The organism is Shumkonia mesophila, from assembly GCF_026163695.1.
Classification (GTDB): Bacteria; Pseudomonadota; Alphaproteobacteria; order Rhodospirillales; family Shumkoniaceae; genus Shumkonia; species Shumkonia mesophila.
The window spans coordinates 52,015-71,104 of record NZ_JAOTID010000013.1 but is presented as its reverse complement, the minus strand read 5'-3'; the positions used below and the strand labels follow the sequence as shown (position 1 = coordinate 71,104).

The following is a 19,090-nucleotide window of genomic DNA, read 5'->3' as shown; positions in this document are numbered from 1 at the left end:
TCTCCCGACCCGCTTGACGTGAACCCCCGGTCCCTGGAGCATAAGAAGCACGGGGCCGGGCGGTCAACCCCGCCGAAAGGATGAGGCGGCGGGACCGGGTCCGGCGAACAGGGGGCGTCATGAAGGAACTGGTGCGGACCAACGATCCGGTGCTGATCTCGTGGCTGACCGCCGCCCTCGGCGAGGCTTCGATTTACGCCGTCGTGCTGGACACCCACACGGCCATCCTCGAAGGCAGCGTCGCCGCCATCCAGCGCCGCGTGATGGTCGCCGACGACGATTTCGTCCGGGCCTCTAGGATTCTGGCCGATGCCGAAGCCGGCGGCGAAAGGGACGGAGATGACAACGCCGAGGCGTGATCCGGCGGAAACGCCGGCCATGGCCGGCATCACGGTCGACGGCGTGCTCGGCGGGCGGCTTCGCATCCGCCAGCCGGCGGCCGGCTATCGGGCCGCCATCGACCCGGTGCTGCTGGCCGCCGCGGTGCCGGCGCAGCCGGGCGAGCGGGTGCTCGACGCCGGCTGCGGGGTGGGCGCCGCCGGACTGTGCCTGGCCGCCCGTCTCGATGGCGTCAGGGTCAGCGGCATCGACCTGCAGCGCGACCTGGTGGCGCTGGCCGCCGCCAACGCCAGGGATAACGGCTTGGCAGGGCGCGTCGACTTCATGGCCGGCGATCTTTTGCGGCCGCCGCCGCGCCTGGCCGCCGGCACCTTCGATCATGTCATGGCCAATCCGCCGTTCGTCGCCGCCGGCCGCGGCAACCCGCCGCCCGATCCCGCCAAGGCCGCGGCCGCCATCGAGGGAGAGGCGCGGCTGGCCGACTGGCTGCGTTTCTGCCTTACCATGGTCCGGCCGAAGGGCAGCATCACCGTCGTCCATCGCGCCGACCGCCTGGACGAACTGCTGGCCCTCATGCGCCAGGGACTGGGCGAACTGACGGTGTTTCCGCTGTGGCCGGGCGGCGCGCCGGCCGCCGACGGCCGGCCGAAGCCGGCCAAGCGGGTCATCGTCAGCGGCCGCAAGGGGATCGCCGCGCCGCTGGCCCTGCTGCCGGGGCTGGTGCTGCACGCCGCCGACGGCACGTACACCGAGGCGGCCGAACGGGTGCTTCGCGATGGCGCCGCCCTGAGGCCATAGCGCCGGCCCGCGCGCCGCCTATATCAAGCCCAAGAAACCCGTCCCTGCCGTCGAGAAAAGGAAGACCCGATGAATCGCCTGTCGCCGAGAAGCCTCATTCCCTTTGCCCGTTGGCGCGAACCGGCGCCGGTGGTGGCGGTTCTCAGGCTGGCCGGCATCGTCGGGCAGATGGGGCCGATGCGGCGGGGCCTGAGCCTGGCGGCGCTGGCGGGGCCGATCGAACGGGCCTTCCGGCTGCGCCACCTGAAGGCGGTGGCGCTTTCCGTCAACTCGCCGGGCGGATCGCCCGTCCAGTCCTCGCTGATCGCCGGGCGCATCCGCGCGCTGGCCGAGGAGAAGGGGGTGCCGGTCGTCGCCTTCGCCGAGGACGTCGCCGCCTCCGGCGGCTACTGGCTGGCCTGCGCCGCCGACGAGATCTATGCCGACGCCGCCTCCATCATCGGTTCGATCGGGGTGATTTCCTCCGGCTTTGGCTTCCAGGACCTGCTGCGCCGCATAGGCGTCGAGCGCCGGTTGCACGCCTCGGGCGCCAGAAAAGGCATGCTCGACCCATTTTCCCGCGAACGGCCCGAGGACGTCGAGCATCTCGAAGCCTTGCAGCACAGCGTTCACCAGGACTTCATCGAAATGGTGCGGGCCCGTCGCAGCGGGCGCCTGCGGGCCCCCGAGGAGGACCTGTTCAGCGGCGCCTTCTGGAGCGGGCGCACCGCGCTGGCCATGGGCCTGATCGACGGCATCGGCGACCTGCGCGCCGTCATGCGCGAACGCTTTGGCGAGCGGGTCAAGCTGCGCCCGGTGATCGCCGAAAAAGGATGGCTGCGCCGGCGGGTGGGCCTGACGGGGATGGCGGGCGGCGACGCCGGCGCCTGGGCGGATGCGGTTGTTTCCGCCCTCGAGGAGCGGATGACCTGGAGCCGATTCGGTTTGTGACCGGTTCGGAGCTAACAACCTCCTCTCCGCCCTTGGGGGCGGAGAGGATCGAGGTGAGGTGGGGGATTTCCGAGCGGCGGCGGCTCCCCACCTCACCCGCGCGCTCTCGCGCGCACCCTCTCCGCCCCACCGGCGGAGAGGGGAAGATGGCGGCGTACGGTTTCTCTCCCCGGTTCGCCTTGACCCGGTGAAGGACGGGCCCTAAAACCGGGACATGCTCGGTCTCAGCCTCGGCAAGCTCCTGTTCACGATCGTGGTGGTGGCCGCCGTCTTTTTCGGCTGGAAATGGCTGAGCCGCGTCCAGGCGGTGCGGGACGGGGCGCCACGGCGCGTCCGCGAGAAGGCGGAGCGTCCCTCGGCGCCGCCGGCCGTCGAGGCGGTGGACATGGTCGCCTGCCCGGTTTGCGGCGACTACGTGCCGGCCAAAGGCGCCCGAAGCTGCGGCCGTTCCGGCTGTCCTTATGCGGGTTGACCGTCGACCCGCGAACGCGCAGGTTGCACAATCCTAACCACTGCGGGAACCGACGGTCCTGCGGCCCTGTTTCCTTGACCGGTTGTGCCGTCGCGGATTAGTCTTTCGCGCAACGATAAAACATACGGATCAACATCGATTTCATGGCCGAAACTCCCCAAAACAAGCCCAATTTCCAATCCTTGATCCTCGCCCTGCAGTCGTTCTGGGCGGCGCGCGGCTGCGTGCTGCTGCAGCCCTACGACATGGAGGTGGGGGCGGGAACCTTCCATCCGGCGACCACGTTGCGTTGCCTCGGCAAAGGCGAATGGAACGCCGCCTACGTGCAGCCGTCGCGACGGCCGACCGATGGCCGTTACGGCGAGAATCCCAACCGCATGCAGCACTTCTATCAGTACCAGGTGGTGCTCAAGCCGTCGCCGGCCGACGTCCAACAGCTTTACCTCGACAGCCTCAAACATTTGGGAATCGATCCGGCGATGCACGACATCCGCTTCGTCGAGGACGACTGGGAAAGCCCGACGCTGGGCGCCTGGGGCCTCGGCTGGGAAGTGTGGTGCGACGGCATGGAGGTGACGCAGTTCACCTATTTCCAGCAGGTGGGCGGCTTCGAATGCGCCCCCGTCACCGCCGAGATCACCTACGGAGTCGAGCGGCTGGCCATGTTCATCCAGGAAGTCGAGAACGTCTACGACCTCGACTGGAACGGCGCCGGCGTGACCTACGGCGACGTTTTCTTAAGGGCCGAGCGCGAGTATTCGGCCCACAACTTCGAGCACGCCAACACCAGGATGCTGCTCCAGCACTTCAAGGACGCCGAGGCCGAGTGCACGGCCCTGCTGGACAAGAAGCTGTCGCTGCCCGCCTATGACCAGTGCATCAAGGCGAGCCATCTGTTCAACCTTCTGGACGCGCGCGGCGTCATCAGCGTGACCGAGCGCGCCTCCTATATCGGCCGTGTACGGGCGCTCGCCAAGGGCTGCTGCGAAGGCTGGCTAGCCGGGGCGGGAGCCTGATCATGGCCGAACTGCTGCTCGAACTGTTCTCCGAGGAAATTCCGGCGCGCATGCAGGCGCGCGCCGCCGACGACCTGAAACGCCTGGTGACCGACGGGCTCAAGGCGGTCGGCCTGGACTTCGCGAAAGCCGAGGCCTTCGTGACGCCGCGCCGCCTGACCCTGGTGGTCGACGGCCTGCCTGTCGCCCAGCCCGACGTCAGGGAAGAGCGCAAGGGACCGCGCGTCGGCTCGCCCGAGGGCGCCATCGCCGGCTTCCTCAAGGCGGCCGGCATCGACAGCCTGGACGCCTGCGAGATTCGTTCCGATCCCAAGAAGGGCGACTACTATGTCGCGGTGGTCGAGAAGAAGGGCGCGGCGACCCTGAAGGTGTTGCCGGCCGTGCTGGCGGCGGCCACTGCCGCTTTACCGTGGCCGAAGTCCATGCGCTGGGCCGATCACGCGGTGCGCTGGGTGCGGCCCCTGCATTCCATCCTCTGCCTGTTCGACGGGGCGCCGGTACCGGTGGCCTTCGGCCCGGTGACGGCCGGCGACGCGACGCGAGGGCACCGCTTCCTGGCGCCCGCTCCGTTCGCGGTCAAGGACTTTGCCGATTATGCGGCCAAGCTGCGCGCCGCCAAGGTCATGCTGGACGCGGCCGAGCGGCGGGCCGTCATCAAGGCCGAGGCCGAGAAATTGACCAAGGCCGAGGGGCTGACGGTCAAGGCCGACGAGGGGCTGCTGGCCGAGGTGGCCGGACTGGTCGAATGGCCGGTGGTGCGCATGGGGCGCATCGACGCCGCCTTCATGGACCTGCCGCCCGAGGTGCTGGCCACCTCGATGCGGGCCCACCAGAAATACTTCTCGACGCTCGATGCGGCGGGCAAGCTGGCGCCGCGCTTCGTCGTCGTCGCCAACAACGAGACCGCCGACGGCGGCGCCCAGATCGTCAAGGGCAACGAGCGGGTGCTGCGGGCCCGCCTGTCGGACGCCAAGTTCTTCTGGGAACAGGATCGCAAGCGCACCCTCGAAAGCCGGGTCGACAAGCTGGCCGAGCGCATCTTCCACGCCAAGCTGGGCAGCGACCGCGAGCGCGTTTCGCGCCTGCGCGAACTGGCCAAGGCCATCGCCCGCCACGTGCCGGGCGCCGAGGCGGCGGCGGCCGAGCGCGCCGCCCTGCTCTGCAAGGCCGATCTCGGCACCGAGATGGTCGGCGAGTTCCCCGAGTTGCAGGGCGTCATGGGCCGCTATTACGCGCTTCACGATGGCGAGACGCCGGCCGTCGCGGATGCCGTCGCCGAGCACTATTCGCCGCAGGGGCCCGGCGACGCCTGCCCGTCGAAGCCGCTCAGCGTCGCCGTGGCTTTGGCCGACAAGATCGACACCCTGGTCGGGTTCTTCGCCATCGGCGAGAAGCCGACCGGATCGAAGGACCCGTTCGCCCTGCGCCGGGCGGCGCTGGGCGTCATCCGCCTGATCGTCGAAAACGGCCTGCGCCTTCCGCTGACCGGCATCTTCGAGGCGGCGCGCGGCCTTTATGCCGGCCAGGGCATCGCCCCGGCGGCCGCACTCGACGTGAAGGAGCTTCTGGAATTTTTCGCCGACCGCCTGAAGGTGCATCTGCGCGAAAAGGGGGTGCGACACGACCTCATCTCGGCGGTGTTCGCGGTCGGCGGCGAGGATGATTTCGTGCGGCTGCTGGCCCGGGTCGACGCCCTGGCGGCGTTCCTGGCCTCCGAAGACGGCGCCGACCTGCTGACCGCCTTCCGGCGGGCGGCCAACATCGTGCGCATCGAGGAGAAGAAGGACAACGCCAGCTATGCGGCGGCGGCCGACCAGGCGCTGCTGAAGCAGGGCGAAGAGATCGAATTGAGCGGGAAGATCGGCGAGATCATGCCCCTGGTGGCCGACGAGATCCGCCGCGAGCGTTTCAATGAGGCAATGTCCATCCTGGCCCGGCTGCGGGGACCCGTCGATGCCTTTTTCGATGAGGTTACCGTCAACTGCGACGAGCCGGCCCTCAGGAAAAACCGTTTGCGCCTTTTGTCGACCGTGCGGTCGGCCCTTTCGGAGGTGGCCGACTTCTCAACAATAGAAGGGTAGAAACATGCCTAAATGGGTCTACGGCTTTGGGGACGGTTCCGCCGACGGCAACGCAAGCATGAAGAACCTCCTCGGAGGTAAGGGCGCCAACTTGGCCGAGATGAGCCGGTTGGGGATTCCGGTGCCTCCGGGCTTTACCATCACCACCGAGGTTTGCACTTTCTATTACCAGAACAAGCAGACCTATCCGGCCGACCTCAAGCCCGAGGTCGAGGCGGCGCTGGCCCGGATCGAGAAGACCATGGGCTGCAAATTCAACAGCCGCGAGATGCCGCTGCTGCTTTCGATCCGCTCGGGTGCCAGGGCCTCGATGCCCGGCATGATGGACACCGTGCTCAATCTGGGCCTCAACCGCGAGACGGTGGCGGCCCTGGCCAAGGCCACCGGCGACGAGCGTTTCGCGCTGGACAGCTACCGGCGCTTCATCCAGATGTACTGCAACGTGGTGCTGGGTATCGGCCACCACCACTTCGAATCCATCCTCGAAGAGCGCAAGGAGGCCAAGGGTTACCGCCACGATACCGACCTCACCGCCGAGGACTGGAAGGTCGTCGTCAAGGGCTACGAGAAGAAGGTCGAGGAGACGCAGGGCAAGCCGTTCCCGCAGGACCCCTACGAGCAACTGTGGGGCGCCATCGGCGCCGTGTTCGGCAGTTGGATGAACGAGCGGGCCATCACCTATCGCAAGCTGAACAGCCTGCCGGACAGTTGGGGCACCGCCGTTAACGTCCAGGCCATGGTATTCGGCAACATGGGCGAGAATTGCGCCACGGGGGTCTGCTTCACCCGCAACCCGGCGACCGGCGAGAACGCCTACTATGGCGAGTATCTGGTCAACGCCCAGGGCGAGGACGTGGTGGCCGGCATCCGCACGCCGCAGCCGTTGTCCCTGGCCGAGAAGAAGCATGCGGGATCGGATCTTCCGGCTCTCGAAGAGGTCATGCCCGCGCTTTACAAGGAACTGTGCGTCATCCGCGCGCAGCTTGAGAAGCATTACAAAGACATGCAGGACATGGAGTTCACCATCCAGCAGGGCAAGCTGTGGATGCTCCAGACCCGCACCGGCAAGCGCACCTCCAAGGCGGCCCTGCGCATCGCCGTCGAGATGAAGGAAGAAGGGCTGATCGACGGCAAGGAAGCTGTGCGCCGGGTCGATCCGGCCGGGCTCGACCAGCTTCTGCATCCGACCCTCGATCCCAATGTGCCGAAGAAATTGCTGAGCAAGGGACTGGCGGCCTCGCCGGGGGCGGCATCGGGCAAGGTGGTATTCAGCGCGGCCGATGCGGAAGCCTGGGTCGGCCGGGGCGAGAAGGTCATGTTGTGCCGGATCGAGACCAGCCCCGACGACATCGGCGGCATGCATGTTTCCGAAGGAATCCTGACCGCCCGAGGCGGCATGACCAGTCACGCCGCCGTGGTCGCCCGCGGCATGGGAACGCCGTGCGTGTCCGGTGCCGGCGATCTGAAGATCGACTATGCGGCGAAGACCATCAAGGTCTCCGGCCATACCATCCATGAAGGCGATGTCCTGACCTTGGACGGCTCGACCGGCGAGGTCTTCCTTGGCGCCGTTCCGACCACCCACCCCGAGCTTTCGGGGGATTTCGCCAAGCTGATGGAATGGGTTGACGTCATCCGGACCATGAAGGTCCGGGCCAACGCCGAAACCCCACTGGACGCCACGACGGCCCGCAAGTTCGGAGCGGAGGGCATCGGCCTGTGCCGGACCGAGCACATGTTTTTCGATCCGCAGCGGATCATCCACGTCCGCGAGATGATCGTCGCCGACACCGAGGAACAGCGCCGCGTCGCGCTGGCCAAGCTGCTGCCTTATCAGCGCGACGACTTCGCCGAAATCTTCCGCATCATGGACCGCCTGCCGGTGACCATCCGGTTGCTCGACCCGCCGCTGCACGAATTCCTGCCGACTACCGATGCCGACTTCCGAGAGGTCGCCAAGGCCGCCGGCATGGATTTCAATGCGGTCAAATCCCGCGCGGCTTCCTTGCACGAGACGAACCCGATGCTTGGTCATCGTGGCTGCCGGCTGGGCATAACCTATCCGGAAATCAGCGAGATGCAGGCGCGCGCCATCTTCGAGGCGGCCTGCGACGTGACCCATGAGGGCATCGAGGTGTTGCCCGAGGTGATGATCCCGCTGGTTGGGTTGAAGGCCGAGTTCGACGTTCTGAAGGAGGTGATCGACAGGACGGCCAAGGCCGTGTTTGCCGAAAAGGGCGTCGAAGTGAAGTACATGGTCGGCACCATGATCGAGGTGCCGCGCGCCGCCCTGGTCGCCGACAAGATCGCCCAAGGGGCCGAGTTCTTCAGCTTCGGCACCAACGATTTGACCCAGATGGGCTATGGCCTGTCGCGCGACGATGCCGGAAGCTTCCTTAAGGTCTATGTGGAGAAGGGGCTGATCGACATCGATCCTTTCGTCAGCCTGGACCAGGAGGGCGTCGGCGATCTGGTGCGCATCGCCGTCAAGAAGGGCCGTTCGACCCGCAGCGACCTGAAGATGGGTATCTGCGGCGAGCACGGCGGCGATCCGGCCTCCATCCACTTCTGCCAGCGCGTCGGGCTCAACTACGTGTCCTGTTCGCCCTACCGGGTGCCGATCGCCCGCTTGGCGGCGGCCCAGGCGGCGCTGGGCGTCGAGGGCGAGACCAACGCCTGATCGACGCGACCGACTGACCTGAACGAAAAGACCCGGTCGGGGCCACCCGCCGGGTCTTTTCATTTGACAGTGCGCCACCTAATGGCTATTTTGCACTTTAGCCAAATAGCATAAGAGTGGTGTCATGGACGAGCGGGCGCGGTTTTTCCTCGAGGAGAAGGCCAAGGTGCTGAAGGCGCTGGGCCACCCCAGCCGGCTGTTCATTGTCGAGGAACTGGGAGAAGGCGAGCGCTGCGTCTGCCAGCTGGTCGAGAAGATCGGCGCCGATTTCTCGACCGTGTCCCGGCACCTCTCGGTCCTCAAACAGGCTGGAATCGTCGAGGATGACAAGCGCGGGATGCAGGTGTTCTACCGCCTGCGCGTTCCCTGCGTGCTGAGCTTCATGGGTTGCGTCGAAGCCGTCATCGATGCCCGCGTGAAGGAACAGGTCGCCATGCTGGCCTGATCCTGCCGGGCCGGATGACCAAGAAGAACATCAAGAACGGACCCCCGTCATGACCTGGAAAAACGAGTGGAAGGCCCTGGCCGTCGGCATCGTCGGCTTCCTTTCCATCTTCTTCCTGCCGATCGAGACCGACCGCGTGCAGGGGGCCATCCTCGAAGCCTTCCACCTCGCCAATTGGTACGCCCAGGAACACGTGCTCTTGTGCCTGATCCCGGCCTTCTTCATCGCCGGGGCCATCGGCGTCTTCTTGAGCCAGGCTTCGGTCATGAAGTACCTGGGCGCCAAGGCCAACAAGGTTCTGGCCTATGGCGTCGCCTCGGTGTCGGGCACGCTGCTGGCGGTCTGTTCGTGCACCGTGCTGCCACTGTTTGCCGGCATCTACCGCATGGGCGCCGGTCTGGGGCCGGCCACCGCCTTCCTCTATTCGGGGCCTGCCATCAACGTGCTGGCCATCGTGCTGACGGCGCGCGTCCTCGGGCTGGAACTGGGCATCGCGCGCGCCGTGGGGGCGATCCTCTTTTCCATCGTCATCGGCCTTGTCATGCATCTGCTGTTCCTCAAGGAGGAGCGGGAGAAGGCGTCGGTCGCCATGGTCATGCCGGAAGCCGAGGCGACGCGGCCCCTGTGGCAGAACGCCCTCTTCTTCGCCTCGATGGTCGGCATCCTGGTCTTCGCCACCTGGGGCGAGCCGGCCGAGGCAACGGGCGTGTGGGCGGTCATATGGCAGGTCAAGTGGCTGGTGACGGCAGCCTTCGGCCTCGCCCTCGGCGGCACCCTCGTCCTGTGGTTCGGCTTCGCCGTCAAGAAGGTGGCGATCGTCGCCGCGGCGGTGGCGCTGGCCGCCACCCTGGCGCCCGACATGCCGCTGATCCCGTTTTCCACCGGCGTCGTCGCCTTCTCCTACTTCACGAGCCGGGACAAAGGCGAGATCGGAACCTGGTTCGGCGTGTCGTGGGACTTCGCCAAACAGATCCTGCCGCTCCTCTTTATCGGCGTCCTGGTCGCCGGAGCCCTGCTTGGGCGGCCGGGCCACGAAGGCCTGATTCCCTCGGAGTGGGTTTCCGGTCTGGTGGGCGGCAATTCGCTCGCCGCCAACCTGTTCGCCTCGGTGGTCGGCGCCTTCATGTACTTCGCGACGCTGACCGAGGTGCCGATCCTGCAGGGTTTGATCGGCGCCGGCATGGGCAAGGGCCCGGCTTTGGCCCTGCTGCTGGCCGGGCCGGCGCTGAGCCTGCCCAGCATGCTGGTCATCCGCACCGTCCTCGGGACCAGGAAGACCCTCGCTTTCGTCGTCCTCGTCGTGGTGATGGCCACGGTGAGCGGCATGCTCTTCGGAACCTTTTTCGGCTGATCCTGAAACCAAAGGAGGAACACCATGAAAATCCAGATTCTCGGTGGCGGTTGCGCCAAATGCCACGCCCTGGCCCAGCATGCCGAGGCGGCGGCCAAGGACTTGGGCCTCGACTATCAGATGGAGAAGATCACCGACATGAACCGCTACGCCGACTTCGGCGTCGCCATGACGCCCGCCCTGGCCGTGGACGGTGTGGTCAAGGTGGTCGGCAAGGTGGCCTCGGTGGATGAGATCAAGACCCTTTTGAAGGGATGAAGACGGGAGAAACGACCATGGAAAAGCAAGACAGTTGCGCGTGCAACAGCGCGCCGAAGCTCATTTTTGCCTGCTCCGGCGCGGCCGACGTCGGCGCCATCTCCGACCAGGCGGCGCGCCACCTCACGCGCGGCGGCGTCGGCAACATGTACTGCCTGGCCGGCATCGGCGGGCGGGTTCCGGGCATCGTCAAGAGCACCGAAGCCGCCTCGGCCGTTCTGGCCATCGACGGCTGCCCCATCGATTGCGCCCGCAAGACCCTCGAACAGGCGGGGTTCTCGGGGTTCAGGCATCTCCAACTGGCCGACCTCGGCCTCAAAAAGGGCCACAGCCCGGTAACCGACGAGGCGGTCGGGCGGGTCGTCGCCAGGGGGGCGGAACTGCTCGGCGGCGGCTCCTGCTGCGCCGCCGCCGAATAGGGCGATGTGCCGGCTTCAGGCCGCGGATGCCGCCTTGGTGCCGAGCACGGTGACGCTGCGCAACTCGGTGCCGGATGCCCGGAACGCCTCCAGCCCCCGTGCGTCGAGGTAACGGCCCAGCAGGTCGTCCGGCAGCGGGATCGGCTTGGCCTCGACCACGCGGACGTCGGTGAAACCGGCCTGGCCGAGCAGGGCCAGGTACTCGGCCTCGACGATGGCGCCGGCCACGCAACCGACGTGCAGGGCCGCCGCCTCGCGGATGGGGGCGGGAAGGGCCACGCTGGAGACGATGTCGGACACGCAGAACCGGCCGCCCGCCTTCAGCACGCGGAACATTTCGGCGAAGGCGGCGGCCTTGTCGGGCACCAGGTTGAGCACGCAGTTGCTGATCACGATGTCGACGGCCCCGGCCTCGACCGGCAGGTTCTCGATCTCGCCCAGCCGGAACTCGACGTTGCCGTAGCCAAGCTTGGCGGCGTTCTGGCGCGCCCTGGCGATCATTTCCGGCGTCATGTCGACGCCGATCACCCGGCCCGAATCGCCCGTTTCGCGGCGGGCGACGAAGCAGTCGATGCCGGCGCCAGAGCCGAGGTCGAGCACCGTTTCGCCGGCCCGGATGGCGGCGTGGCGGGTCGGCAGGCCGCAGCCGAGCCCGAGGTCGGCCTCGGCGACGTAGCCCTCGACCTGGCTGTAGGCGTTGCCGATCATGTCGACGCCGGTGCCCGGTCCGGAGCCGCAGCCGCAGGACGACGGGCCGCAGCAGCCGGAGGCGCGGGTCGCGGCATCGGCATAACGTTCACGGACAAGGGTTTTGATGTCGGGGGTGGTCATGGCATGATCTCCACTGGTCAAACTCGTATAATTCGATTATTCTAGAAATATGGAAACAAAGCAAGCCCTCAGTTGCCTGGCTGCGCTCGCCCAGGAAACCCGCCTGGCGGTGTTCCGCCTGCTGGTCCGCCGGGGCGAGGCCGGCATGGCCGCCGGCGACATCGCGGAGCGGGTCGGCGCCCCGGCCTCGACGCTGTCGTTCCACCTGAAGGAACTGGAGCGCACCGGCCTCGTCACGGTCCGCCGCCACCAGCGCCAGATGCTCTATGCCGTCGATTACGGCGCCATGCGCCGCTTCCTGGACTTCCTGCAAAAGGACTGCTGCCAGGACCATCCCGAGATCTGCGGATGCGCCCCGGCCGATGCCTTGCCAGAACGTCGTTGACGGGATGTCTTGTACCTGATATTTCGCTATATAACGAATTATCAGGTACATCGCCGATGATCGAGCAGTTCGAATTCGTCGCCAAGGCCATCGCCGACCGCAACCGGGTCCGCATTCTCAAGATGCTGGAATCCGGGCCGCTCTGCGTGTGCCGCATCACCATGGCCCTCGACCTGGCTCCGGCGACCGTGTCCAAGCATCTTTCGGTCCTCAAGTCGGCGGGGATGATCCTGTCGGACAAGCGGGGCCGATGGGCCTATTACCGGCTTGCCGACCGCGAGGTGAACCCGTATGCGCCGGCCGTCCTGGCCGTCGTCGGCGCCGCGCTGGCCGAAGATCCCGCCGTTCTGGCGGACCGCCGCGCCCTCGACAGCCTCGCCGCCATCCCGGCGGAGCGGTTGTGCGACGAGGGGCCGGCGGTGCTGGCCGGCCTCGACCGTCACGGGCTTGCAACACTCGGGCGCTACAAGGAAGCGACCCCCACCGGTTGAAGGGACCCTCCATGACCGAGAAAGTCTTCAACGTTCTGTTCCTGTGCACCGGCAATTCGGCGCGCAGCATCATGGCCGAGGCGATCATGAACAGCCTGGGCAAAGGCAAGTTCCGGGCCTACAGCGCCGGCAGCCATCCGTCCGGCCGCGTGCATCCCCTGGCGCTCGACACCTTGCGCATCGCCGGGCTGCCCACCGGGGGGGCGCGCTCCAAGGCCTGGGACGAGTTCGCCGAGCCGGGCGCGCCGGTGATGGATTTCGTCTTCACCGTCTGCGACAACGCGGCCGGCGAGGTTTGCCCGGTGTGGCCCGGCCAGCCGATGACGGCCCATTGGGGGGTCGAAGACCCGGCCACCTTCGAGGGAACGGACGCCGAGCGGCGGGCCTTCTTCCTCAAGGTGTTCCGCATGCTGCAGAACCGCATCGCGGTGTTCGCCAGCCTTCCGGTCGCCTCGCTGGACAGGCAATCGCTGCACAGCCGCGTCAAGGACATCGGCCGCATGGGCGACGAAGCCGCCTCGGCCGCCGATCCCGCCTGAACGAAGGACCACGAAAAACATGTCGATCCAATGCGAAGCGACCGGCCGTCGCGCGGCCAAGGCCCCGATGGGGATTTTCGAGCGCTACCTGACGCTGTGGGTGGCGCTCTGCATCGTCGGCGGCATCGCGCTGGGCCAGGTCGTGCCCGATGTCTTCCAGGCGTTCGGCCGCATGGAGGTGGCCAAGGTCAATATCCCGGTCGCCGTGCTGATCTGGCTGATGGTCATTCCCATGCTGCTCAAGGTCGATTTCGGCGCCATCGGCCAGGTCCGCCAACACTGGCGGGGCATCGGCGTCACGCTGTTCATCAACTGGGCGGTCAAGCCGTTCTCGATGGCGGCGCTGGGCTGGCTGTTCATCCGCTATCTGTTCGCGCCGTACCTGCCGGCCGAGCAGATCGATTCCTACATCGCCGGGCTGATCATCCTGGCTGCCGCCCCCTGTACCGCCATGGTCTTCGTATGGAGCCACCTGTGCGACGGCGAGCCCCACTTCACGCTTTCCCAGGTGGCGCTGAACGACACCATCATGATCTTCGCCTTCGCGCCGATCGTCGGCCTGCTGCTCGGGCTTTCCTCCATCGCCGTGCCGTGGGAAACGCTCTTCCTCTCGGTCGTGCTTTACATCGTCATTCCGGTGATCCTTGCCCAGTTGTGGCGGCGCGGCTTGGTCAGGAACGGCGACGACGGCGCGCTCCAGGCCGTGCTGGCGCGCCTGCACCCGGTGTCGCTGGGGGCGCTGCTGGTGACTCTCGTGCTGCTGTTCGGCTTCCAGGGCGAGCAGATCATCGCCCAGCCCCTGATCATCGCGCTGCTGGCGGTGCCGATTCTGATCCAGGTCTATTTCAACGCCGGGCTGGCCTATCTGCTGAACCGCAAGGTCGGCGCCGCCCACTGCGTGGCGGGGCCGTCGGCGCTGATCGGCGCCAGCAACTTCTTCGAACTGGCGGTGGCCACCGCCATCAGCCTGTTCGGCTTCCAGTCCGGCGCCGCCTTGGCCACCGTGGTCGGCGTCCTGATCGAGGTGCCGGTGATGCTCTCGGTGGTCGGCATCGTCACCCGCACGCAGGCGTGGTACGAGCGGGGACGGGTGGCGCCATGACCGATTTCGCCACCAAGCGGCTCGCCGTCGATCCTGACGTGGTTGCCCCGGACGGCTCCGACGTGCGCATCCTGCTCGGCCTCGCCGGGGGCGGCGCCGCCCATTTCCAACTCGCCCCGGGAAAAACGTCGCGGGCGGTGACGCACCGCACCGTCGAGGAAATCTGGTTCTTCGTCGGCGGCTTGGGCGAGATGTGGCGCCGGCAGGGAACCCGCGAGGAGATCGTCGCCGTCGAGCCGGGCGTGTGCCTGACCATCCCGCTGGGAACCCATTTCCAGTTCCGCGCCTTGGGGGACAAGCCCTTGGCCGCCGTCGGCATCACCATGCCGCCCTGGCCGGGCGAGGGTGAGGCCATTGCCGTGGAAGGCAAGTGGCCGCCGACGGTGTGAGCCGGCCTACCGGCGCACGTGGATCGTCCACTCGGCCAGATGATAGTCGCGCAGCACGGTGACGCGGGGCGACAGTTCCTTCACGCAGAAATCGTGGAACACCCGCCAGTCGGCGTAATAGAGGTCCTTCTCCCTGCGGCTCTTGGTGGCGGCGCACAGCATGTTGAAGGCGAGGCCCTTGCGGGTCTTCGACCACAGGTCCCTGAGGCTGCCTTCGACATAGGCGATCCAGTCGCGGTCGCTTTCGTCGAGCTTCATGTTGTAGGTGCCCGACACGAAGGAGTAGTCGGCCTCGCGCGTCGCCATCAGGCACTGGGCGAAATGGGCCCGGGGATCGCGGATGCGCCGAGCGGCCTCGCGCACCATGCCCTCGGAAATGTCATAGCCGAAATAGGTGCTGTCTCGCATGAAAGGGAACGGCGCGACGAAATCGAAAAAGGCGCCGTAGCCGCAGCCCAGGTCGGTGAGCGTAAGGCCGCCCGCGTCGTCGGCGGGATCGACGATGCCGATCAGTACCTCGAAGCGCAATTGTTGTCCCGTCGCGTTGCGCCAGAAGACGCCGCGCGCCGTGGCGCCGCATTCCTTAAGGCGGATGTCGTAAAGGACGGCGATCGGCGCCAGCCTGCGGGCGGCGTCGCGGAGGTCATCGGGGTTCATGGAACGGGCGCTCCGGATGGGCTCATATCCTGGCCCACGACGGCTTTTCGGGGACGAGCCGAATGTCGCCCGCCATCAGGGCGGTGCCGGCGCCTGCCGCCGCTTCCAGCGATTCGAGGCGCAGCAGGGCGAGCCCGATGCCGGGCGCCGAGGAGCGCATCTCGCCGACGTCGCGGCCGTCCAGCAGGATGGGCGTTCCCGCCGCCGGCGCCGGGCCGTCGAAGCGGACCGGCAACAGGCGGCGCTTGATCAGGCCGCGGTATTTGGTGCGCGCCGTCAGTTCCTGCCCCAGGAAGCAGCCCTTCTGCCAATCGACGCCGTTGAACTCGTCGAATCCGGCCTCGAGCAGGATGGTCTTCTCCACCACCAGGTCGCGGCTGCCGTCGGGCAGGCCGAGGGCCAGGCGGTGGGCGTCGTAGGCGGCGAACGGCGCCTCGGCGAAGCCCATGCGGCCAAGCGCTTCCTCGCCGCCCTCGCGGGGCAGGATGGCGCGCACACCGGCCGCCGCCAGGCGCGGGTCGCGATAGACGACGCCGCCGGCGAAGGCGGCGGCGTCGCCCGCCTCGCCGTTCAATTGAAAGGCCTGGCCGGCCTCCTCTCCGAACACCGCGGCGACGAGATAGTCCGCCGTCCGCTGCTCGACGGTGACCTTGGAGCGCAGGCGATAGAGGGAAAGCCGGCGGGCCAGGTCGGCGGCGCGCCCGGCTTCGCAGTCCAGCATCAGCGTTTCGCCCAGCGGCACGACGAAGAACTCGTGCAGGAACTTTCCCTGGGCGGTCAGGAAAGCCGCGTGGATGGCTCGATCATCGGTCACCCGCCGGATGTCGTTGGAAATCAGGCCCTGCAGGAAGGTTCGGGCATCCTCGCCCCGTACCGCCAGCAGCCCGCGATTTTCAAGCCGTGCAAACGAGGGGTTTGCCATGCGCATCCTTGTTTTCCTGGGTATAACATGATGCTTGTCGCCCGTGTCCCAAAAATTGGCGCATCGATGGTGCCTTGGCAAGGGTTTGGGGCCTTTCCAAGGCCCCGCCCGGGACGTATAACAGCCGCCGCGGACTTCGAGAGGTGGATGCCCCAATGCGTGTTCTTCAGGCCATGGCCGGAGCCCCCCACGGTGGAGCCGAGTCTTTTTTCATGCGTCTCGTCCCGGCCCTTCAACGCGCCGGCATCCAGCAGCTGGTGGTGATCCGCCGCGATGCCGAGCGGGTGGCGAAACTGCGCGCGGCGGGCATCGAGCCGGTCGAAGTCGCCTTCGGCGGGCGCCTGGATTTCGGCTCGCCGCTGGTCATGCGCCGCGAGATCCGCGGTTTCAAGCCGCACATCGTCATGACCTGGATGAACCGGGCCACCCAGATGTGCCCGCGCGGCAAGTTCATCCACGTCAGCCGGCTCGGCGGCTACTACGACCTCAAGTACTATCAGGGGTGCGATCACCTGATCGCCAACACCGAGGACATCCGCGACTACCTGGTCAACGAGGGATGGCCGGCCGAAAAGGCGCACTACCTGCCCAACTTCGCCGACGACACGGCGGCGGCGCCGGTGCGGCGCACCGACTATTACACGCCGGACCGCGGCAAGCTGATTCTCGCCCTCGGCCGGCTCCACCCCAACAAGGCGTTCGACGTCCTGCTCCAGTCGCTGGTCCGGCTGCCCGACGCCTATCTGTGGATCGCCGGCGACGGCCCGCTGCGCGAAAGCCTGGAAGTCCTGGCCCAGCGGCTGGGGGTCAAGCCGCGGGTCCGCTTCCTGGGCTGGCGCGACGACGTGCCGGCCCTGCTGGCGGCCTGCGACGTTTTCGTCTGCCCGTCGCGCCACGAGCCCCTGGGCAACGTGGTGCTGGAGGCCTGGGCGCGTGGCAAGCCGGTGGTCGCCGCCGATGCCGTCGGCCCGGGCATGCTGATCGAGCAGATGGAAAACGGCATCCTGGTGCCGGTCGACGACGCCGAGGCGCTGGCCAGCGCCGTGCGCGCGCTGTTCGAGGACGACGAATTGCGCACCCGGCTTGGCCAGCAGGGGCGCGCCGCCTTCGAGGCCGACTACAGCGAGCGGGTCGTCGTCGCCAAGTACATCGCCTTCTTCGAAAGCCTGCTGGCCGGATCCCCCACCTGATGTGCGGCATTGCCGGCATCATGACCGCCGATGGCCGGCCGCCGGACGCGGTGGCCCTGGAGCGCATGACCGGCTGCCTGGCGCATCGCGGTCCCGATGGCCGGGGCCGGCATCTGGCGGGCGACGTCGCCCTGGTGCAGACGCGCCTCGCCATCATCGACCTTCAGACCGGCGACCAGCCGCTTTTCGCGACGACCCCGGCCGGCGGCCGCGCCGCCCTGATCGCCAACGCCGAGATCTACAATTTCGTCGAACTGCGCGCCGCGATGGCCGACGTTGCCTTCGCCACCCGCTCCGACTGCGAGCCGCCGCTGCACCTCTATCTGCGCCACGGCGTTTCTTTCGCCTCGCACCTGCGGGGCATGTACGCCATCGCCATCCACGATCCCGACGCCCGGCGGCTGGTCCTGGCGCGCGATCCTTTCGGCATCAAGCCGCTCTATTACGTCGAGGCCGCCGCCGGCTTCGCCTTCGCCTCGGAGCCGCAGGCCCTGATCGAGGCGGGGTGGGCCAAGCCGTCGCTGTGTCCCGCCCAGCGCGACGAGCTGTTGCAGCTTCAGTTCACCACCGGGCGGGCCACCGTGTTCGAGGGCGTTCAGCGGGTGTTGCCGGGCGAGACCCTTGTCGTCGAGGCCGGCCGTGTGGTCGAACGCCGCCGGCTCGACGCCCTGCCGCGGGAACGGCCCCGCCGGGCGAGCGTCACCGACGCGCTGAATGAACTCGATGGCGTGCTCACCGACAGCGTGGGGGTGCATCAGCGCGCCGACGTGCCCTATGGAATGTTCTTTTCCGGCGGCATCGATTCCTCGGTGCTGCTGGCCATGATGGTGCGCCTGAACGAACGGCCGGTGCGCACCTTCACCGCCGGGTTCCCCGGCACCGCGGTGCACGACGAGCGCCGGCACGCCCGCGAGGTGGCGCTGGCCGTCGGCGCCGATCCCGTCGATGTCGAATTCACTGAGGCCGACTTCTGGCGGTTGCTGCCCGAGATCGCTGCGGCGATGGACGATCCCGCCGCCGACTACGCCGTCCTGCCCACTTACAAGCTGGCCCAGGCGGCCCGCGCCGACGGCCTCAAGGTGGTGCTCAGCGGCGAGGGCGGCGACGAGCTGTTCGCCGGCTATGGCCGCTATCGCACCGCCGACCGCACCTGGCCGTTCGCCCGCGAAATGCGGCGCACCGGCATGCTGGACGGCCTTGGCGTGCTGCGCGAGGAGGGCCGCCGACGGCCCTGGCGGGCCGGCATCGCCGCCGCCGAGCGCGCCGCCGCCGGCGCCGGCTGGACCCGGCTGCAAACCGTGCAGGCGGTCGACTGCGCCGACTGGCTGCCCCATGATCTTTTGACCAAACTCGACCGCTGCCTGATGGCCAACGGGGTGGAGGGCCGGGTGCCCTTTCTCGACCCTGCGGTGGCCCGCTTCGCCTTCCTGCTGCCCGACGTGCTCAAGATCCGGCGCGGCCAGGGCAAGTGGCTGCTGCGCCGGTGGCTGGAGACCGGCCTGCCGGCGTCGCGCCCCTTCACCCGCAAGCGCGGCTTCACGGTGCCGGTGGGCGAATGGATGCGCCGGCGCGGCCGATCCCTGGGCCGCCTAGTCGCCACCCAGGACGGCGTCGCCGAGGCCTGCCGGATGGAGGCCGTCGAGGCCCTGTTCCAGTCCGACAAGCCCAGGCACGCCAAGGCGGCCTGGACACTGCTGTTCTTTGCCCTGTGGCACCGCCGGCACATCCTGGGGCGGCCGCCCGCCGGCGACGTGCTGGAAACCCTGGCTGCCGCCTGAATCGGGGCGCGGCCGAA

General features: G+C 67.7%; 21 protein-coding genes. 18 read left to right on the top strand and 3 right to left on the bottom strand.

Going from position 1 to position 19,090, the window contains the following annotated elements; all coding sequences use genetic code 11:
- The first annotated feature begins 119 nt into the window (after positions 1-119).
- The 11 genes from ODR01_RS19040 to ODR01_RS18990 all read left to right on the top strand — a co-directional run bounded on the left by ODR01_RS19040 (position 120) and on the right by ODR01_RS18990 (position 10,789).
- The gene (locus ODR01_RS19040) at positions 120-359 is read left to right on the top strand and encodes a putative signal transducing protein (protein WP_316979286.1); all 240 of its coding nucleotides are present in this window, start codon (positions 120-122) and stop codon (positions 357-359) included.
- A 19-nt stretch (positions 360-378) separates the two neighbouring features.
- A complete protein-coding gene (locus tag ODR01_RS19035; protein WP_316979285.1) occupies positions 379-1,137 on the top strand; it encodes a tRNA1(Val) (adenine(37)-N6)-methyltransferase in 759 nt (252 codons plus the stop codon).
- A 69-nt stretch (positions 1,138-1,206) separates the two neighbouring features.
- The gene (locus ODR01_RS19030) at positions 1,207-2,067 is read left to right on the top strand and encodes a S49 family peptidase (RefSeq protein ID WP_316979284.1); all 861 of its coding nucleotides are present in this window, start codon (positions 1,207-1,209) and stop codon (positions 2,065-2,067) included.
- 214 nt (positions 2,068-2,281) lie between these two features.
- Positions 2,282-2,539, top strand: coding sequence for a hypothetical protein (locus ODR01_RS19025; protein WP_316979283.1), 258 nt, complete (start codon positions 2,282-2,284; stop codon positions 2,537-2,539).
- Between the two features lie 143 nt (positions 2,540-2,682).
- Complete coding sequence (locus tag ODR01_RS19020) at positions 2,683-3,555, top strand: glycine--tRNA ligase subunit alpha (RefSeq protein WP_316979282.1); 873 nt, start codon at positions 2,683-2,685, stop codon at positions 3,553-3,555.
- A gap of 2 nt (positions 3,556-3,557) precedes the next feature.
- A complete protein-coding gene (glyS, locus tag ODR01_RS19015) occupies positions 3,558-5,636 on the top strand; it encodes a glycine--tRNA ligase subunit beta (protein ID WP_316979281.1) in 2,079 nt (692 codons plus the stop codon).
- Between the two features lie 4 nt (positions 5,637-5,640).
- Complete coding sequence (ppdK, locus tag ODR01_RS19010) at positions 5,641-8,316, top strand: pyruvate, phosphate dikinase (protein WP_316979280.1); 2,676 nt, start codon at positions 5,641-5,643, stop codon at positions 8,314-8,316.
- A gap of 124 nt (positions 8,317-8,440) precedes the next feature.
- Positions 8,441-8,761, top strand: coding sequence for an ArsR/SmtB family transcription factor (locus ODR01_RS19005; protein WP_316979279.1), 321 nt, complete (start codon positions 8,441-8,443; stop codon positions 8,759-8,761).
- Positions 8,762-8,810: 49 nt separating this feature from the next.
- Positions 8,811-10,112 (top strand): permease, encoded by a 1,302-nt coding sequence (locus ODR01_RS19000; protein ID WP_316979278.1) that lies wholly within the window; start codon positions 8,811-8,813, stop codon positions 10,110-10,112.
- A 24-nt stretch (positions 10,113-10,136) separates the two neighbouring features.
- Entirely contained in the window at positions 10,137-10,370 is a 234-nt protein-coding gene (locus ODR01_RS18995; protein WP_316979277.1) for an MTH895/ArsE family thioredoxin-like protein, read from the top strand.
- Positions 10,371-10,387: 17 nt separating this feature from the next.
- The gene (locus ODR01_RS18990; RefSeq protein WP_316979276.1) at positions 10,388-10,789 is read left to right on the top strand and encodes a putative zinc-binding protein; all 402 of its coding nucleotides are present in this window, start codon (positions 10,388-10,390) and stop codon (positions 10,787-10,789) included.
- 15 nt (positions 10,790-10,804) lie between these two features.
- Here the strand turns inward: ODR01_RS18990 and arsM are convergent, their stop codons facing one another.
- The gene (arsM, locus tag ODR01_RS18985; protein ID WP_316979275.1) at positions 10,805-11,620 is read right to left on the bottom strand and encodes an arsenite methyltransferase; all 816 of its coding nucleotides are present in this window, start codon (positions 11,618-11,620) and stop codon (positions 10,805-10,807) included.
- 49 nt (positions 11,621-11,669) lie between these two features.
- Between arsM and ODR01_RS18980 the strand changes: the two genes are divergently transcribed.
- The 5 genes from ODR01_RS18980 to ODR01_RS18960 all read left to right on the top strand — a co-directional run bounded on the left by ODR01_RS18980 (position 11,670) and on the right by ODR01_RS18960 (position 14,526).
- Positions 11,670-12,005 carry an ArsR/SmtB family transcription factor gene (locus ODR01_RS18980; RefSeq protein ID WP_316979274.1) on the top strand — a complete coding sequence of 112 codons (336 nt, stop codon included), beginning with the start codon at positions 11,670-11,672 and terminating at the stop codon, positions 12,003-12,005.
- 56 nt (positions 12,006-12,061) lie between these two features.
- Positions 12,062-12,496, top strand: coding sequence for an ArsR/SmtB family transcription factor (locus ODR01_RS18975; protein WP_316979273.1), 435 nt, complete (start codon positions 12,062-12,064; stop codon positions 12,494-12,496).
- Between the two features lie 11 nt (positions 12,497-12,507).
- The gene (locus tag ODR01_RS18970; RefSeq protein ID WP_316979272.1) at positions 12,508-13,035 is read left to right on the top strand and encodes an arsenate reductase ArsC; all 528 of its coding nucleotides are present in this window, start codon (positions 12,508-12,510) and stop codon (positions 13,033-13,035) included.
- 67 nt (positions 13,036-13,102) lie between these two features.
- The gene (gene arsB / locus ODR01_RS18965; protein WP_449441458.1) at positions 13,103-14,137 is read left to right on the top strand and encodes an ACR3 family arsenite efflux transporter; all 1,035 of its coding nucleotides are present in this window, start codon (positions 13,103-13,105) and stop codon (positions 14,135-14,137) included.
- Entirely contained in the window at positions 14,134-14,526 is a 393-nt protein-coding gene (locus ODR01_RS18960) for a cupin domain-containing protein (RefSeq protein WP_316979270.1), read from the top strand. The genes arsB and ODR01_RS18960 overlap by 4 nt, the downstream gene beginning before the upstream one ends.
- A gap of 6 nt (positions 14,527-14,532) precedes the next feature.
- On the opposite strand, the gene ODR01_RS18955 is transcribed toward ODR01_RS18960, so the two are convergent.
- Positions 14,533-15,183 (bottom strand): class I SAM-dependent methyltransferase, encoded by a 651-nt coding sequence (locus ODR01_RS18955; RefSeq protein ID WP_316979269.1) that lies wholly within the window; start codon positions 15,181-15,183, stop codon positions 14,533-14,535.
- A gap of 22 nt (positions 15,184-15,205) precedes the next feature.
- The gene (ygfZ, locus tag ODR01_RS18950; RefSeq protein WP_316979268.1) at positions 15,206-16,111 is read right to left on the bottom strand and encodes a CAF17-like 4Fe-4S cluster assembly/insertion protein YgfZ; all 906 of its coding nucleotides are present in this window, start codon (positions 16,109-16,111) and stop codon (positions 15,206-15,208) included.
- A gap of 149 nt (positions 16,112-16,260) precedes the next feature.
- Between ygfZ and ODR01_RS18945 the strand changes: the two genes are divergently transcribed.
- Positions 16,261-17,295: a glycosyltransferase gene (locus tag ODR01_RS18945; RefSeq protein WP_316979267.1), complete on the top strand. Its 1,035-nt coding sequence runs from the start codon at positions 16,261-16,263 to the stop codon at positions 17,293-17,295.
- On the top strand, positions 17,295-19,073 hold the full coding sequence (gene asnB / locus ODR01_RS18940; protein WP_316979266.1) for an asparagine synthase (glutamine-hydrolyzing): 1,779 nt from the start codon (positions 17,295-17,297) through the stop codon (positions 19,071-19,073). Before ODR01_RS18945 ends, asnB begins: the two co-directional genes overlap by 1 nt.
- Positions 19,074-19,090 lie beyond the last annotated feature (17 nt).

Excerpts from the sequence above, each read along its gene's own strand:
- arsB (WP_449441458.1), top strand. The coding sequence starts at position 13,103 with ATGGGGATTTTCGAGCGCTACCTGACGCTGTGGGTGGCGCTCTGCATC.
- ODR01_RS18980 (WP_316979274.1), top strand. The coding sequence starts at position 11,670 with ATGGAAACAAAGCAAGCCCTCAGTTGCCTGGCTGCGCTCGCCCAGGAA.
- ODR01_RS19040 (WP_316979286.1), top strand. The coding sequence starts at position 120 with ATGAAGGAACTGGTGCGGACCAACGATCCGGTGCTGATCTCGTGGCTG.
- ODR01_RS18995 (WP_316979277.1), top strand. The coding sequence starts at position 10,137 with ATGAAAATCCAGATTCTCGGTGGCGGTTGCGCCAAATGCCACGCCCTG.
- ODR01_RS19020 (WP_316979282.1), top strand. The coding sequence starts at position 2,683 with ATGGCCGAAACTCCCCAAAACAAGCCCAATTTCCAATCCTTGATCCTC.
- ODR01_RS18970 (WP_316979272.1), top strand. The coding sequence starts at position 12,508 with ATGACCGAGAAAGTCTTCAACGTTCTGTTCCTGTGCACCGGCAATTCG.
- ODR01_RS18975 (WP_316979273.1), top strand. The coding sequence starts at position 12,062 with ATGATCGAGCAGTTCGAATTCGTCGCCAAGGCCATCGCCGACCGCAAC.
- asnB (WP_316979266.1), top strand. The coding sequence starts at position 17,295 with ATGTGCGGCATTGCCGGCATCATGACCGCCGATGGCCGGCCGCCGGAC.
- ODR01_RS18990 (WP_316979276.1), top strand. The coding sequence starts at position 10,388 with ATGGAAAAGCAAGACAGTTGCGCGTGCAACAGCGCGCCGAAGCTCATT.
- ODR01_RS18960 (WP_316979270.1), top strand. The coding sequence starts at position 14,134 with ATGACCGATTTCGCCACCAAGCGGCTCGCCGTCGATCCTGACGTGGTT.
- ODR01_RS18955 (WP_316979269.1), bottom strand. The coding sequence starts at position 15,183 with ATGAACCCCGATGACCTCCGCGACGCCGCCCGCAGGCTGGCGCCGATC.
- ODR01_RS18945 (WP_316979267.1), top strand. The coding sequence starts at position 16,261 with ATGCGTGTTCTTCAGGCCATGGCCGGAGCCCCCCACGGTGGAGCCGAG.
- ODR01_RS19000 (WP_316979278.1), top strand. The coding sequence starts at position 8,811 with ATGACCTGGAAAAACGAGTGGAAGGCCCTGGCCGTCGGCATCGTCGGC.
- ODR01_RS19025 (WP_316979283.1), top strand. The coding sequence starts at position 2,282 with ATGCTCGGTCTCAGCCTCGGCAAGCTCCTGTTCACGATCGTGGTGGTG.
- ODR01_RS19030 (WP_316979284.1), top strand. The coding sequence starts at position 1,207 with ATGAATCGCCTGTCGCCGAGAAGCCTCATTCCCTTTGCCCGTTGGCGC.
- glyS (WP_316979281.1), top strand. The coding sequence starts at position 3,558 with ATGGCCGAACTGCTGCTCGAACTGTTCTCCGAGGAAATTCCGGCGCGC.
- ODR01_RS19035 (WP_316979285.1), top strand. The coding sequence starts at position 379 with ATGGCCGGCATCACGGTCGACGGCGTGCTCGGCGGGCGGCTTCGCATC.
- arsM (WP_316979275.1), bottom strand. The coding sequence starts at position 11,620 with ATGACCACCCCCGACATCAAAACCCTTGTCCGTGAACGTTATGCCGAT.
- ODR01_RS19005 (WP_316979279.1), top strand. The coding sequence starts at position 8,441 with ATGGACGAGCGGGCGCGGTTTTTCCTCGAGGAGAAGGCCAAGGTGCTG.
- ygfZ (WP_316979268.1), bottom strand. The coding sequence starts at position 16,111 with ATGCGCATGGCAAACCCCTCGTTTGCACGGCTTGAAAATCGCGGGCTG.
- ppdK (WP_316979280.1), top strand. The coding sequence starts at position 5,641 with ATGCCTAAATGGGTCTACGGCTTTGGGGACGGTTCCGCCGACGGCAAC.